The sequence below is a fragment of the Vibrio sp. 1751 genome (assembly GCF_033339895.1).
Classification (GTDB): domain Bacteria; phylum Pseudomonadota; class Gammaproteobacteria; order Enterobacterales; family Vibrionaceae; genus Vibrio; species Vibrio alginolyticus.
Genome location: NZ_JAWOVM010000014.1, coordinates 35,688 through 49,530 on the forward strand (window position 1 = coordinate 35,688; position 13,843 = coordinate 49,530).

The window sequence follows — 13,843 nt, forward strand, 5'->3', positions numbered from 1 at the left end:
GAGTAAGGGAGCGCGAGGCTCCCTTATTTGATGATGTGTTCTACAGCTACCTGTAAAATATCTTACGACATAAAACCCAGGTTTGAATGAGTAAAATTACGGATGTTCGGGAAGACGTATTCCAGTGCAGCGTTATCACTCACGCCCATCCACTGTGCTAGTGTTGAACCAACTTGATCAGCGGCAATTTTGGGTATGAGTCGGCCTTGAGAGTAATCATCGTTTCCGCCCAGTATTAGTTCCGGCCATGTACCGATAGGTTGTTTCCCATTTACCGCGCCTCCAATTAATAGTTGATGGCCACCCCAGCCATGATCGGTACCATTTCCGTTGCTCATCATCCGTCGACCGAAGTCAGACATAGTGAAAGAGGTGACTTGCTTGTTTAGCCCTAACCGTTCGACCGCACGATACATTGCTAAAAGGTTTGTCGCGAGATCCTCAAGTAACACTGGATGACGTGCCAATTGCGAATCGTGCAGGTCATACCCAGAGTGTTTAACGAAAAAGACTTGTCGTTGCTGCTTCAGGACATCTTGGCTTGCTATCAATTTGTACACGGTTTGCATCTGCTTGCCGAGCGTCGATGACGTAAACAACGGCTCGTCAGCAATGTGGTTGAGTTGCTCGCTCAGTACACTACTCATTACCATCGACTCATCAACCATCAAATTAAAATGACCATTAAATGGATTGTCAGTTTGATGAGAGAGAAGGCGATCATAGATCCCCTTGTATAGCGGGTTATCAATCGCGGTAAGCTGAACTGCGCGATCTTTTTTCAGGACGGTTTGGCGGTGTTTCATTGCCCGTAACCAAAGCGAGTTGCCATGCACACTGTATAGCGGTGTTATTTCTGATTCAGAGTTTAATACATCCAACATTCTGCCAGCCCAACCAAGATTTTTAGACTCGCTCATTCCACCAAGTAACCAAGCGTCTGTTTGAGAATTATGAGAAAACAGTTGCTCGGGAAGTGATGCTTCACCTTGCTCAATAGCTTGTTTGGTGACGGGATGGTTGAGAATGCCACTATTGAGCACGATGCTGGCATCGCCTTGTTCGAAAACGGAAGTTAACGCATTTAACTTTGGGTGTAAGCCGAGCTTCACTGGGTGATTTGAGCTATCGACAGCACTCAAATTGATAGGGAGTATGTCTTCTTTGGCGACAGAGAGTGGCCCTCTGACTTTGGAATATTGACGATAGTGCGCCTCCGATAATGGCAGTATGGTGTTGAATGCATCGTTTCCGCCTGCTAAATACACACATATTAATGCTCGAAAGTCATTGGATGGCGCTGCGAGAGAGTAACCTGGCAGACTAAGAGAGGCTAGTGCGCCCATCGATAGCGTGCTTTGTATAAAATGTCGTCGTGAAATATCCATAATTCACTCCTAATCCTGAATATAGAATTCGTCGCCAGAAATGGCGGTAAATATCACTAGAGCGAGTTTTGTTGTTGGCACATAGTCCCCACGATAATCATTCAGGGCGGTGAGCATGAGCTCTTTCAATTCAGCAGAAGCCGTTCCAGCAAAGAAACGCTCGTTAACCAATTCGACTAAGGCACGGTGATCGTCCAGAAGAAGATAAAACTCGTTAAGATCGAAGTGGTAGGAATCACCACCTCCTCTACGAGTGCTGGTTAACATATAGTTGACCAAATCGGTATAAACAGACCAATTGAGAAGTTCATACTCTGGAGAGTTAATACCAGACTCCGTAAACTCGTTAGACGGCTGATAGTCTGGAGAGTAAAAATTAAACACGGAAGGAGAACGAAGCGGCCCTTGATTAGCGATGTTCATCATCGTTGTTGCGTCTTCGTAACGTGATCCTTTAACCGTAAAACCTGATGCTCGATGAAAATTAGTCAGGACCAGTATCGGTTCTTTCACTTTTATAGGCGGTGTATCCGTCATCCCTAATGCTTCAGGATCGAGCAATATGGCTCGAACAACGGCGGTTAGATCGCCTTTTTCTCCTTCCCCATTGTTGTTAAATATCGTAGCAACACGCGCGACGTACTCTGGGCTTGGATTTGAACTGACCAAACGTTGGATAAGTAATTTTGAAACAAATGGAGCAACATTTGGGTGAGACATCAACATATCAATCACTTTTGAAAGCTCTTCTTGTGCGGTTAGACCCGATGGGATCACGTTCCCTAGAAATCGCTTCTCGCCGGTGTCGTGTCGCTGACTGATAACTCGCATCGGTTTCACGAATGCGATGTCGGAATTTTTCCATCCAGTTAATGCTCGCGCGAGCTCTTGAATATCAGTTTGATTGTACGTGGGGATAGGTTTGCCTGTTGCGTGGTTTAGTTTTTTACTGCCATCTAAATTGAGTTCATACAAACCGATAGTGAATAGCTGCATTAACTCTCGAGCAAAGTTCTCATCGGGAAGCGTTCCTGTCGCACTATTTTCTTTTGCACTACCGAGCATAGATAAATAGCTCCCCATGACTGGATGGATGGAAACGTCATACAACAGGTCTCGGTAGTTGCCAAACGCATGTTCAACCAACAGATCGTAGTAATTCACTAACCCTGTAGGTTTGCTGGAAAGAACGCCGCCATAACGAGAAACGACTACGATCTGACTCAATGCATAAGCCATTCGCTGTCTGAGCTGATCTTCAGCAGTAACAACAATTTGATACCAAGCATTTTCGCGGTTTGACTGTAGGCCTTTAGAAAAAGGCGTTTGATAAAGTGGTTGATGGTAGGTTGCTGGCAGGTTGATTTGTTCCTGTATCCAGTCCTCTAACCCGTTTTCCCTAACCTCATTAATTAACGCAGGAGTTGGTCCAAAAGAGGTTTGATAGAGAAAACGCGCAACGGTTTGATCGGATGGGGATTGCTGTATTTGTGCTGATACATTAGGCACATGGCTCAGCAATAAGATAGCCAATCCTAGTACCCAAGCAGAGATTTTATTTAGCTTCTGACGTCTCATAGTTAACTCGCTTACCCGAAGTAACGATTTAAGTCCATTTAACGGGAGTTATTAAGCTCTTTTGAGCTGTTTAGTAAATTTATGAAAATCAAGCAGCTGCATAGGCGAGTATAGTAGCTATAAGTGGTGAACAAAAAACTCAAACGGTGAATTTGGTACTATAGTGCTAGAAGTTTTTGATGCTATTTTTTCTAAGATACTGATATTAAATATGGCCAGTGAAGAGTAATAAGAAGAGATATCGTAATGGATATAGAAGGGGGACAGCTAAAGTACTGTTAACAAGAGATTGGTATGTTTGTTAAGGCTTAAGTTAGTTTCAAGAAATTATTGAGCCAATAAATAAAGTCCATTGGTTTGCACAAGAGAAAACCACACGGATGTTCTCTTGTACAAAGCAACAAAGGTTATTTTCGGGCAAGCTTATGGTGAGCACGAGAAAAGTGATCGGCACAAAATGCGCCAACAATCGAGAGTTCGCCAGCCAGACAAAGCGCAGCTGCGACTTCGGCTAACGCTTTCGCTTTGCCGTTGCCGTGCAAACCCAAAATATCCAAACATGCTTTTTGTGTTGGAAGGCCAGTACCACCACCAACCGTCCCCACCATGATGTTTGGCAAGGTCACGCACGCGTACAAGTTGCCTTGAGCGTCCACATCCATACGAGTGATTCCAATGGCAGACTCTGCAACGCAAGCGGCATCTTGACCACAAGCAATGTACAGCGCGGCAAGCGCGTTTGCGTAATGCGCGTTGACGCCAATTGTCCCGCTGAGTAAACCGCCCACTGTGGTCATTTTGCCAAATTGAACCATAGACTCCGGCGTCGTATGCAGATATTTTTCCACCAACTCAGCAGGAATGGTCACTTCGGCGGATACTTTCTTACCGCGTACCGAGCGCAGTGTGTGTGCGTTTGGTTTTTTGTCGCCTGATAAGTTGCCATCCAAGAATGCTTGAGTTGGTTTGATTGGGCTGGTCGCCAAAATATGATGGAACACTTCGTTTGTTGCGATGGTCACCATGTTTTGTCCGGAAGCGTCACCAGTCACGTATTCAAAGACCAAATAAACATGGTTTCCTTCGATATTTACATTGATGTCTTTGAGTTTGCCATGTGAGGTGGTGGATTCCGCTATTTGACGAAATGCGTCAAACTGGGTCACAACCCAACTGACGAACTGGCCAGCGTCGGCAAGGTTATTAAAGGCGAACACTGGCGTTCGGCTCACCCCTTCACTCAGCAACAATGCGCTCGCGCCACCAGCGGCGGTGATAAGATTTGCGCCACGGTTGTAGGAAGCGACTAACGCGGCTTCTGTCGTTGCGAGCGGAACCAAAAAGTCATCGTTCGCATACAAGCCGTTGACGCGCAAAGGGCCTGCAATGCCGACCGGCACATTAACAGTACCAATGAAGTGCTCGATGTTGTTGGAGTAAGCATCGCAATGTGACTGCGTGAAAGGATCAAGGAGATGATCTTTATTGGTCACGTGTTCCAATACTTGCCAACGGCGCGCCAAATGCTTATCCGATAGGCCAGGGCTTAAGCAGAGACGTTTCTCTGGCTTGTGAAACTTCGGTTCTAATGCCGATTGAATCTTACTGCTGGTTTCGATATCGGAAAGGGCGGAGCTTTGAACAGGGTTATCTTGGTTTAACTTCGGCATACAAACGTTAACTGAAAAATCGAACCAGAGATTGTAGTGATTGAGGCTTTGATTACAACGTTGATTATACGTTTTGCAACAAATACCACTATGCAAGCGCCTTTATTATCCAAGTGATTTGATATTGGAGCGACGAATTTACCGGACATAAATGGGTTTTGACAATGAATGTTGCAGTAAATGGCAGATCCGGGAGGTTATGGCTTTTAGAGAAACTGGCCTGTAGGTGTTTGGATTCGGCAAGGTGTAAGCATGAGCGCCTTAAAAGCGGAATGGTTCAATCTATGAAAGGAATAAATTGTCTAACCCAGTCCCTTGGGTCAGACGTTAGTTTGAATCGGTTGTTCAAAAACTAGTTGAAGGCGCGAGCCACACGTCCCGCACTTTGAATACGGTAATGGCCAACGTAAGCAGGAACAAATACAGATTGTCCCTTCGCGGCGGTTAACGTCTCACCGTTATCACTGATGAGTGTCAGGTCGGCATCAATCGCCATCAAAATCTCTGCGCTATTGGCATCAACCACTTCATTGTTCGGTTGGTTAAGAATGCTGAAACTAAAGTCTGCCACTGGGACCGGATAAAGGCTTTGGCAACCATTGGCATTGGGTTTAAGAACAAGGCTGTTAAACGGCTTAGGCACAAAATCTGTGCATTTAACCAGTTCTTCAACATCCATATGTTTCGGCGTGAGTCCTGCACGCAAAACGTTATCTGAGTTCGCCATGATCTCTAATCCCGTACCTTTAATGTAAGCGTGTGGCGTTCTTGCGCTCAGGAACATCGCTTCGCCAGGTTGCAGCGTGATGACATTCAACAGTAATGGCGAAAACAAGCCGACATCGCCAGGGTATTGAGTGGATAGATCCAAGATGAGCTGGTAAACGTCGCTGTCAGTGCCTTGTTCCGATTGACGTGAAGCGTGGGCAAGAAGCTGTTTCAGTGCTCGCTCTTTTGTTTCTCCTTCCATGGTAAGAATGTGCACAAAGAAATCGCGTAAACCTTGTGAGTTGATTTCGCGTTTGAATGTGTCAAGAGGCGCGCGTAGCTCATCGATATCGCAAAGGCTAAATGCCTCAATAATCTCGGCATACGAGCGAAAACCGTTCATGGCTTGGTAACTTGTCAGCGCGTACACCAACTCTGGTTTGTGGTTTGGATCCTTGTAGTTACGATGGCTTGCGTTTAGTGGGATCCCGGCACTTTGTTCTTTTTCGAAGCCTATTTCGGCATCTTGTTTGCTTGGGTGAACTTGAATCGACAGTGCATGTTCGGCCGCTAAGATCTTAAACAGAAAGGGCAGGTCGCCAAATTTCGCTGCGGTTTCTGCTGATAAGTAAGCGGGTTGGTTTTGTTTGATCAGTTCAGACAAAGGCAGCGTGTTCTGCTCAATCTGAACTTCAGAGCAGCCGTTTGGGTGAGTACCCATCCATACTTCTGCTTGAGGCTCATTCGTTTCGTTAGAAAAGCCAAACAAATCGTGAATAGAAGAGGTGCTTCCCCAAGCGTAGTTTTGGATTTTGTTGTTCATTTGAAAGAAGCTATGCGATGAAATAGTGTTCAAATTCATGAATTTTTCCCATAGTTAACCCTCCGAACTGAATCGGAAGAAAAATTGAGCAGAGATACGTTAAATAAGGTGGGCGAGCGCGGTTAGGTCACTCGCCAATTTGCCCGAAGGGCGATAAGTCGATTTACAACCGAGGTTTTGGTTCGAGTGGTTTTCGTGATGGTTGCGCTTGCAAAAATGGCAGCAACAAAAGGCCAATGACGGCTGCACAAACTGAAATGGTGATGAAGAAACCCGTCCAATGATATTCTTCAAGAATTAACGCCAGTGGATAACCAGACAATGCTGCGCCCATGTAGGCGAACAAGCCCACGAATCCTGTTGCCGCGCCGGCAGAGTCTTTGTGAGAGCACTCCGCCGCCGCCATACCGATCAGCATTTGTGGTCCAAAGACAAAGAAGCCGATGGAGAACAATCCCGCTGCTTGGAATGCAAAGTTGGTCAGAGGCATTAGCCAAAGCGCAGAGACAGATAAGAAAATCCCAATCGCGAACAGCAAGTTCATTGGTCCACGGTTACCGTCAAAGAGTTTGTCTGAGCCCCAACCCGCAACCAATGAACCAACAAAACCGCCAATTTCAAACATCGACAGAGCAGCGTTGGCATTAATCAGGCTATAGTGATGCTGCTCGGTCAAGTACAGGTTTCCCCAGTCATTGATTGCGGTTCGGACGATGTAAACCAACACGTAACTGAACGCGAGTAGCCAGATGTATTTGTTGTTAAATACGTACGATTTCAGAATTTCTCGGTAGGTGAGGCCACGTCCGTAATTTTCTTGCGCAAGTTCTAGTGCGTCGTTGCGCCATTGTCCGACACTTGGTAAGCCCATTGTTGTGGGTTTGTCGCGCAATCGCCAACAAACGAATAGACCGAGTAATACCCCGATGATGCCGGGTAGAATAAAGCCTTCACGCCAGCTGTAGTGCAACGTTAAATAGCCCACCAAAATAGGGATCAGAGCGCCACCAACGTTGTGTGCGGTGTTCCAAATCGCCCATAAGAAGCCACGCTCGGAGCGTGAATACCAAGTGGTTAACAGCTTGGAGCATGAAGGCCAGCCCCAGCCTTGGAACCACGCGTTTAAGATCCACAGAGTAATGAAAGCCGCGAGTGAGCTAGAAAAACCGAACGCGATATTGACCAGACCTGTCGCAATCAATCCTAATCCCATGAAATAACGAGGGTTAGAGCGATCTGAAATCGTACCGGAAATAAACTTCGAGCAGCCGTAAGTAATGTAGAAAAGCGTACCGATAAGGCCCAAATCGCCCTTATCTAAGCCAAGATCGGTAATCATCGCTGGTGCGGCGTAGTTAAAGGTCTTACGAGTAAAGTAGAAACCTGCGTAGCCGATGTACATCCCCAACATAATGTGCAAACGCCAATGGCGGTAACGCTGGTCGATTTGCTCGTTGCTCAGACTCGGTTGAGTAAATTTAGGTGAACGTAAAAATCCAAACATCTTGAGTTACACCTTAGGTAAAGTAATGCTGATTTGTGTGCCGATCACTTGATCGCTGGTGGAGTAGATAACCATTTTTCCACCTAACGCGTGCACACGCTCTTGCATGCCGCGAACGCCCATGCCTTTCATGCTGTCCTGAACTTTGAAGCCGACACCATCATCGTGAATCATCAATGACACCGCCGCTTCTCCGATCGTCAGTTCAATAGTGATCAACTGCGCTTCTGCATATTTGGCGGCGTTATTCAATGACTCTTGGCATAAACGGAATAGGGTGACTTTGAGCGTGTCACTCAAGTTGGTGTAATCGCCTTGCCAGTTCAGTTGAACAGTCGTTCCGTGATTGGCAAATTCCATCTCTCGCGTCAGTTGCTCGACGGATTCTTTCAAGTCCAAATCATCCAGCATTTTTGGTCTTAGCTTGCTTAACAGTCGCTTAGTGGTGTCGTACACGTTGAGGGAAAGCCCTTCGATCATGTCGGCGCAACCCACGCTTGTTTCTGTGTTATTTACCCGCTTAATGATGTTGGCTTGTGTGCGGATCGCCGTGATGTTCTGTCCAATTTCGTCATGTAGCTCGCGCGCAATATCGCGTCTTACCGATTCTTCCGCTTTGATAAGCTGGCGAGACAAATTCTGATTGCGTGCAAGTTCGCCGCGCAGTTTGTGATTGAGGTCTTTTTGTTTCTGAACCCCTAAGCCGAGCATAATGCCGGTGATGGTTTGCGCCGAGAGAGATAATAACAAATCGGTGATTTCTAGATTTGATACGCCGCTGCGAGCCGCAATCAGCGCAATGCTGTTGAGCATGGTGGCGAGCAGGGCTCCTTGCCAGCCGTAACGAAGTGCCAACACGATAATTGGGATAGCCATACAAAATGGCGCAAATCGTTTTAGCTCTTCAGGTAAACTGGTTTGCACCAAAATACTGCCGATCAAAAGCAGCGCATAAAGCACGATATGACGCACCTGAAATACAACGGCATTACTAAGTAGGAGAGAGCTAAGCGGAGACCAACGACTTTGGAACAAATAGCTCCACAACAGGTAGCACATAGGAACCAGCATCAGCCCACCAGAAATACTGGCTAACCACACCATGTAAACAGAAGGCACGTGAAAGCCGACCGCCATTACGTTGATGAAGGCGGTAATGATGATCACAACGCCCATTACGGCTAAGTGGCGGTTTTGGTCACCGTAGTAGTATTTTTTCGCAATCAGTGTGACCGGGATACTGGCAATGCTCGCAATCAGCACGGTAAGCCACTGCGGTTGACCCAGTAACATCGCAAGTGCGATGGAAAGTCCCCACTCCGAAAGGTAAATCGTCGGCCAATAAGCGGTACGAGTGTGAAGGGCGACACCTAATCGTAAAGCGAAAGGAAACAATAAGATCGCCAACTCGGGATCATTGACAAAGTAATAGGCAATCACCCACAAGCAAAACCAGGCGCAAGCCATAACAAAAAGTCCGCAAATGGTGGTAACAGCATAAGCTCGCATTAAAAGGACTCTTGAGAAAATAGTTTGGCGAGCTCAACGTTGTTTTTCACGCCGAGTTTGTCGATGGCATTCGCACGATGAACATGCACAGTCTTGTGGCTCAAGCCAAGCTCTGCCGCGACAGACTTTACATCCAACCCAGTGGCAAGTAGCTGACATACCTCGTTTTCACGTTTTGTCAGTTGGCATAGAGAGGTGGTGTTGTCTCTAGGCGTTGCAAGTTTAAGTGCAATATCTGATGTGAGGTAACAGCCGCCAGAAGCACTGGTTCTCACGGCTTGAATAAGTTCGTCTGGGCTACAGCGTTTACTAAGATAGCCTTTTGCACCTAGCTTTAGTGATTTTTCCACCATCGCAGGGGAGTCATGCACGCTAAGCATCACGCAGGCAATGCCAGTTGGTATTTCGCTGAGAAAGTTTAAGCCGCTTTCATCTGGCATGGAGATATCTAGGATGACGACATGAGGGTGTACCGCAGGCAAGCCTTTTCGCGCTTCGGCGACAGAGCCGAATTCACCAACAACGGTAATATCACTTTCTAAATTTAATAATTGTGCGAAACCTGAACGCACGATGACGTGATCATCAACTAGAGCAACATGAATCATTATTACAACCAAATAGAGCAGACGACTAACAACAATAAGCTCCAACAGGAGCCAATAGAAAAATCTTTAATGATACTGAATTGAGCCATGCTTTTTAATGATCTTGCGCGCTTTACCGAAGTAAAGCGCGCAGAGAAGTTAGGCTTGGTTTTGTGCAAGTTGAAGCTTCTTCGCGTGTCGAATCTTCTTCTCTTCCGCGATAGCGACGAAAGCAAGCAAAACAATACAAATCATGGCGGAGGTATCTAGGGCTGCGAAGGTACCTTTCCAACCTGTTAAGCCGAAGATAGGTGTACCGTCTGCAATCATACCGAGACCAAGTTTCGCGAAGCTGTCACCGATTAGGTAAGCGAATGTACCTTTTACGCCGTCAGCCACACTGATTGCTTTTTTAGGGACAAAACCAACCGCGGCAACACCGATAAGAAGTTGCGGACCAAACACCAAGAAGCCCAATACAAATAGAGAGGCTAAGTACATGAACTCGCTAGTGGCGTGTTGGTAGAACTCAAGCGATACGATGATCAAGCCAAGAGACACACAAGCTACCAATGCGCGGCGACCGTTTGCTAGGTCAGATAAGTAACCCCACATCAAAGTACCCACAAGCGCACCGACTTCGAACAGAGTAAAGCCAGAGATTGCCGTTTCTTTTGAAAGACCAAGCTCTTGGTATGCGTATACCGTTGACCATTGGTCGATACCGATACGCACGATGTAAAGGAAGATGTTGGCAAAGCAAAGTAGCCAGATAACTTTGTTTTTAAGAACGTATTCAACAAAGATTTCTTTTTTGGTCATCTGGTTTTCTTCAGCGGCGGTGTCTTCTTCACTCACTGCTTCATCGAAAAGTTCTTCTACTTTACCTAGACCGTAAGCTTCTGGAGAGTCGCTACCAAAGCGCATACCGATAAAGCCGACGATGATCGCGATGATAGAAGGGAACACGAACATGCCGATTACGTGCCCGTCGAATAGGTAGTTGGCACCGAAAAGAGCAACACCCGCTGCGCCCGCACCACCAACGTTGTGTGACATGTTCCACAAGCCGAGGTAAGAGCCGCGTTTGTTACGAGGTGTCCATTTTGTAATGGTTGAGTAACTAGAAGGGCCACCAGTACTTTGGAAGAAACCACTTAGAGCGTAGAAAGCCACCATCAAGAACAGGCTTGCACTACCGCCGCCCATGCTGAAGCTGAAACCAAGCATTGCAAGACCAGAAAGGATCAGCATAAAAGGGAGGAATTGCTTGGTGTTCTTACCGTCAGCGTAGTAAGACACAACGGTTTTACCGATGCCGTATGTGATGGAGAAGCCAAGGCCAATAAGACCTAGGTCTGTCATGCTCAAACCGTAAGTTGAGATCATGTCGTTTTGCGCGACATTGAAGTTCTTACGAATCAAGTACATGGTTAGGTAGCCGATGAATACGACCAAGTAAGATTGGATGAACGGTTTAAACCACATCTTTCTTCTAACTTCGACGGGAAGATCGAGGGTCGGCTTCCGCACCTGTTCGAGGAATTTTAACATGATGAACTCTCTTGTAATTGTTTTAGAAACACAACGGAGACCGTTATGCGCTCTTGTTACCTTTGACTGAGCGGAATTCTAGAGAGTGGTTTTGTGAGGCACATGAGATGGTTGCCTAGATCGGCTAGGAAAAATTCCTAGAAATGCCTAGTAAGGCGGAAAAGCGTGAAAAGAGTCACACAAAATCCTTACTAATCTATGGGTCTTTGACAGGGTTCTATCGGATTGGAAAGCGTTCAAATGCAAGCAGGTTAATATACGCAAGCTTAGTGCTGACAAGGGGTGAGCACGTTTGGTTGGAGAGAATAGTGGCTTGTCGCTAAGTATCAATTGGGAACGAGAAGCAAACAACAGAAACCCGGAGGTCTCTGTTAGAAATATTAGGAATTTGGCTAGGTTGACGTGTTAAGGCGCAGGGCTGTATAGACGTGGCGAGCCGTGTTTTGGTAAGTGAATTAGGTTCAAATGGTTTCTTCTTGCCCATTCGACAGTTAACGCTGTAGGTGCAGATAAGCAAACCAGAGTGGGGATACGCGCGCGAACGGCTTTGTGGATCAACTCTAAGCTGCAACGGCTTGTCATGATAGCGAAGCCACTTTGAGGCTCGATGTGATTGTTGGCCAATGCGCCAATCAACTTATCTAGCGCGTTGTGACGGCCGATGTCCTCTCGGCACAACTTGATGTTGCCTTGTAAATCTGCAAATAAAGCGGCGTGTAACGCGCCAGATTCACGTGCGGCTTCTTGATGCAGTGCGACTTTGTCTCGCAGCCCTTCAAATACATCGGAGCGCGGAGGAAGAGACGGTGTTAGCGGTGCCAAATCAGGCAAAGCTTGTTCCAGAGCCTCTACACCACAAATGCCGCATCCGGTTGTGCCGGCAAGATTTCGGCGCTGTGTTTTTAACGCCCAGAAAGCGCGGTTGCTGATTTCCACTTCCGCATAGTGAGATTCGTGATCGCCACCAATTTCAATGTCTTTAATCTCTTTGAAATCGTGGACGATGCCTGTGCTTAGGCTAAATCCTTTCACGAAGTCTTCCAGATGGCCTGGCGTCACCATCATGACCGCTTGGCTAATGCCGTTATAGCTGATAGCTAAGGCGGATTCACTCGCCAGCGACATTTGTTGCACTGGGCGGCCATCAATCAATTCTCGGTAATTGAACGCACTTGGTTGAGGTGGTGCTTGATTGAAATCGGACAGTTCAAAATAAGATTGAGTAGTACATCTCATGAAATCACCTCATAAGCCGTTATGTATGCCAAAAATTGACGTGTGGATTCTTGTTATCGATTGAATATGTTTTTTGCTTCTGCGAAGCACTGATCGGTTAGCGCGGAGAACGGTTCTTGTTTTCGCTTTAACAAACCTAGCGGGGCGTGAACGGCGGCTTCTTCGATAGGGATAATGCGAAGCGTATCGTTCAACTCTTCCAATCCACAATTCAGCGGCATAATGGCGCAACAAAGGCCACTGGTTACTGCTTGGATCAAGTGAAAGGTGGAGTTACTTTCAATGACGGTTTGCGGAACCAGCCCTTTACTCACAAAGCTAAGATCAATGGAGTGGCGATAGTGCATGCCCTTCGAAAGCAGCCCTAGCGGAATGTTATTGAGTGACTCCCATAACACTTCAGATTCGGCAAAATCAAAATGACGCTCATCGAATAAAACGCCAAGTTTGGTCGAGTCGAGCTCGATAACATCGAAGTAAGCGGTGTTAACTTGATCGACATAACACATCCCCAAATCAAGTTGATTTCGATTGAGTTGGTCTATGATCTGTTCGGTCGTCATGGAGAGTATTTGAAAGCGTAACTCAGGGAACTGTTGAGCTAATGGTTTGAGCAATTGCATAGGGTTTTGGCTGGCGAGTGGCACCATTCCAAGCCGAAGAGAGCCGACCAATTGACCACGGCAGTTGGCGGCTTCGGCTTGCAATCCATCATGAGCTGCTAAGACGGTTTTTGCCCAAGCCAAAATGCGTTCTCCGGCTTCTGTAAATCCTTCAAATCGTTGACTTCTTTGGATTAATTCGAGATCGAGTTCTTCCTCTAAGCTTCGGATCCTCATGGACAAGGTAGGCTGCGTAATGTGGCACAATGCGGCGGCTTGACCAAAGTGTTTGGTCTGTTCAAGTGCGATGAGATATTTAAGTTGTTTGATATCCATAATGGCTTGTTAACCTTGCGTTGTGAGTCACATGTACGGGGGAACTCCCTAAAAAGGGCACAGCACTACCGTACTTTTTAAGCGCTGGAGCGTTTTAACTAGGGAATGGAAAACCAAAACCAAGTCAAGAATAAAACCACACTCAAAATTGATCTGAATCAAGGCTATTCCTGATATTAATTAGGGTCAAATTTAAAGTATCTATAGTGTGATAGATATTATCTATTATCAAGAGTGCCGATTTTATTGAGTTCGTTAATCGAACTAGGTGGAATCGAATGGGAAAACGATTAACCTCATAAATTGTATTGATTAAAAATGTGATAACCGTCAGTGGAAAAATTCGTC

Annotated in this window: 10 protein-coding genes; all 10 read right to left on the bottom strand. The window is 46.4% G+C overall.

The annotated features are described in order from the left end of the window. Positions 1-62: 62 nt before the first annotated feature. The 10 genes from R7041_RS07580 to R7041_RS07625 all read right to left on the bottom strand — a co-directional run bounded on the left by R7041_RS07580 (position 63) and on the right by R7041_RS07625 (position 13,495). Positions 63-1,388: a DUF1501 domain-containing protein gene (locus tag R7041_RS07580; protein WP_206949017.1), complete on the bottom strand. Its 1,326-nt coding sequence runs from the start codon at positions 1,386-1,388 to the stop codon at positions 63-65. A 9-nt stretch (positions 1,389-1,397) separates the two neighbouring features. Next, on the bottom strand, positions 1,398-2,966 hold the full coding sequence (locus R7041_RS07585) for a DUF1800 family protein (RefSeq protein WP_206949016.1): 1,569 nt from the start codon (positions 2,964-2,966) through the stop codon (positions 1,398-1,400). 407 nt (positions 2,967-3,373) lie between these two features. Then, positions 3,374-4,636, bottom strand: a complete 1,263-nt coding sequence (locus R7041_RS07590; RefSeq protein ID WP_149192249.1) for a hydroxymethylglutaryl-CoA reductase — start codon at positions 4,634-4,636, stop codon at positions 3,374-3,376. A gap of 352 nt (positions 4,637-4,988) precedes the next feature. Further along, entirely contained in the window at positions 4,989-6,206 is a 1,218-nt protein-coding gene (gene manA / locus R7041_RS07595; RefSeq protein ID WP_176311570.1) for a mannose-6-phosphate isomerase, class I, read from the bottom strand. A 124-nt stretch (positions 6,207-6,330) separates the two neighbouring features. Next, positions 6,331-7,671 (bottom strand): MFS transporter, encoded by a 1,341-nt coding sequence (locus R7041_RS07600; protein WP_206949015.1) that lies wholly within the window; start codon positions 7,669-7,671, stop codon positions 6,331-6,333. A 6-nt stretch (positions 7,672-7,677) separates the two neighbouring features. Further along, positions 7,678-9,180 (bottom strand): signal transduction histidine-protein kinase/phosphatase UhpB, encoded by a 1,503-nt coding sequence (uhpB, locus tag R7041_RS07605; RefSeq protein WP_206949014.1) that lies wholly within the window; start codon positions 9,178-9,180, stop codon positions 7,678-7,680. Further along, positions 9,180-9,788, bottom strand: coding sequence for a transcriptional regulator UhpA (gene uhpA, locus R7041_RS07610; RefSeq protein ID WP_065275325.1), 609 nt, complete (start codon positions 9,786-9,788; stop codon positions 9,180-9,182). The genes uhpB and uhpA overlap by 1 nt, the downstream gene beginning before the upstream one ends. A 138-nt stretch (positions 9,789-9,926) precedes the next feature. Then, positions 9,927-11,321 carry a hexose-6-phosphate:phosphate antiporter gene (gene uhpT, locus R7041_RS07615; RefSeq protein ID WP_021707729.1) on the bottom strand — a complete coding sequence of 465 codons (1,395 nt, stop codon included), beginning with the start codon at positions 11,319-11,321 and terminating at the stop codon, positions 9,927-9,929. 405 nt (positions 11,322-11,726) lie between these two features. Next, positions 11,727-12,557 carry a formate dehydrogenase accessory sulfurtransferase FdhD gene (gene fdhD / locus R7041_RS07620; RefSeq protein WP_017447522.1) on the bottom strand — a complete coding sequence of 277 codons (831 nt, stop codon included), beginning with the start codon at positions 12,555-12,557 and terminating at the stop codon, positions 11,727-11,729. A 53-nt stretch (positions 12,558-12,610) separates the two neighbouring features. Beyond that, positions 12,611-13,495 carry a LysR family transcriptional regulator gene (locus R7041_RS07625; RefSeq protein WP_005460961.1) on the bottom strand — a complete coding sequence of 295 codons (885 nt, stop codon included), beginning with the start codon at positions 13,493-13,495 and terminating at the stop codon, positions 12,611-12,613. Positions 13,496-13,843: the final 348 nt, after the last annotated feature.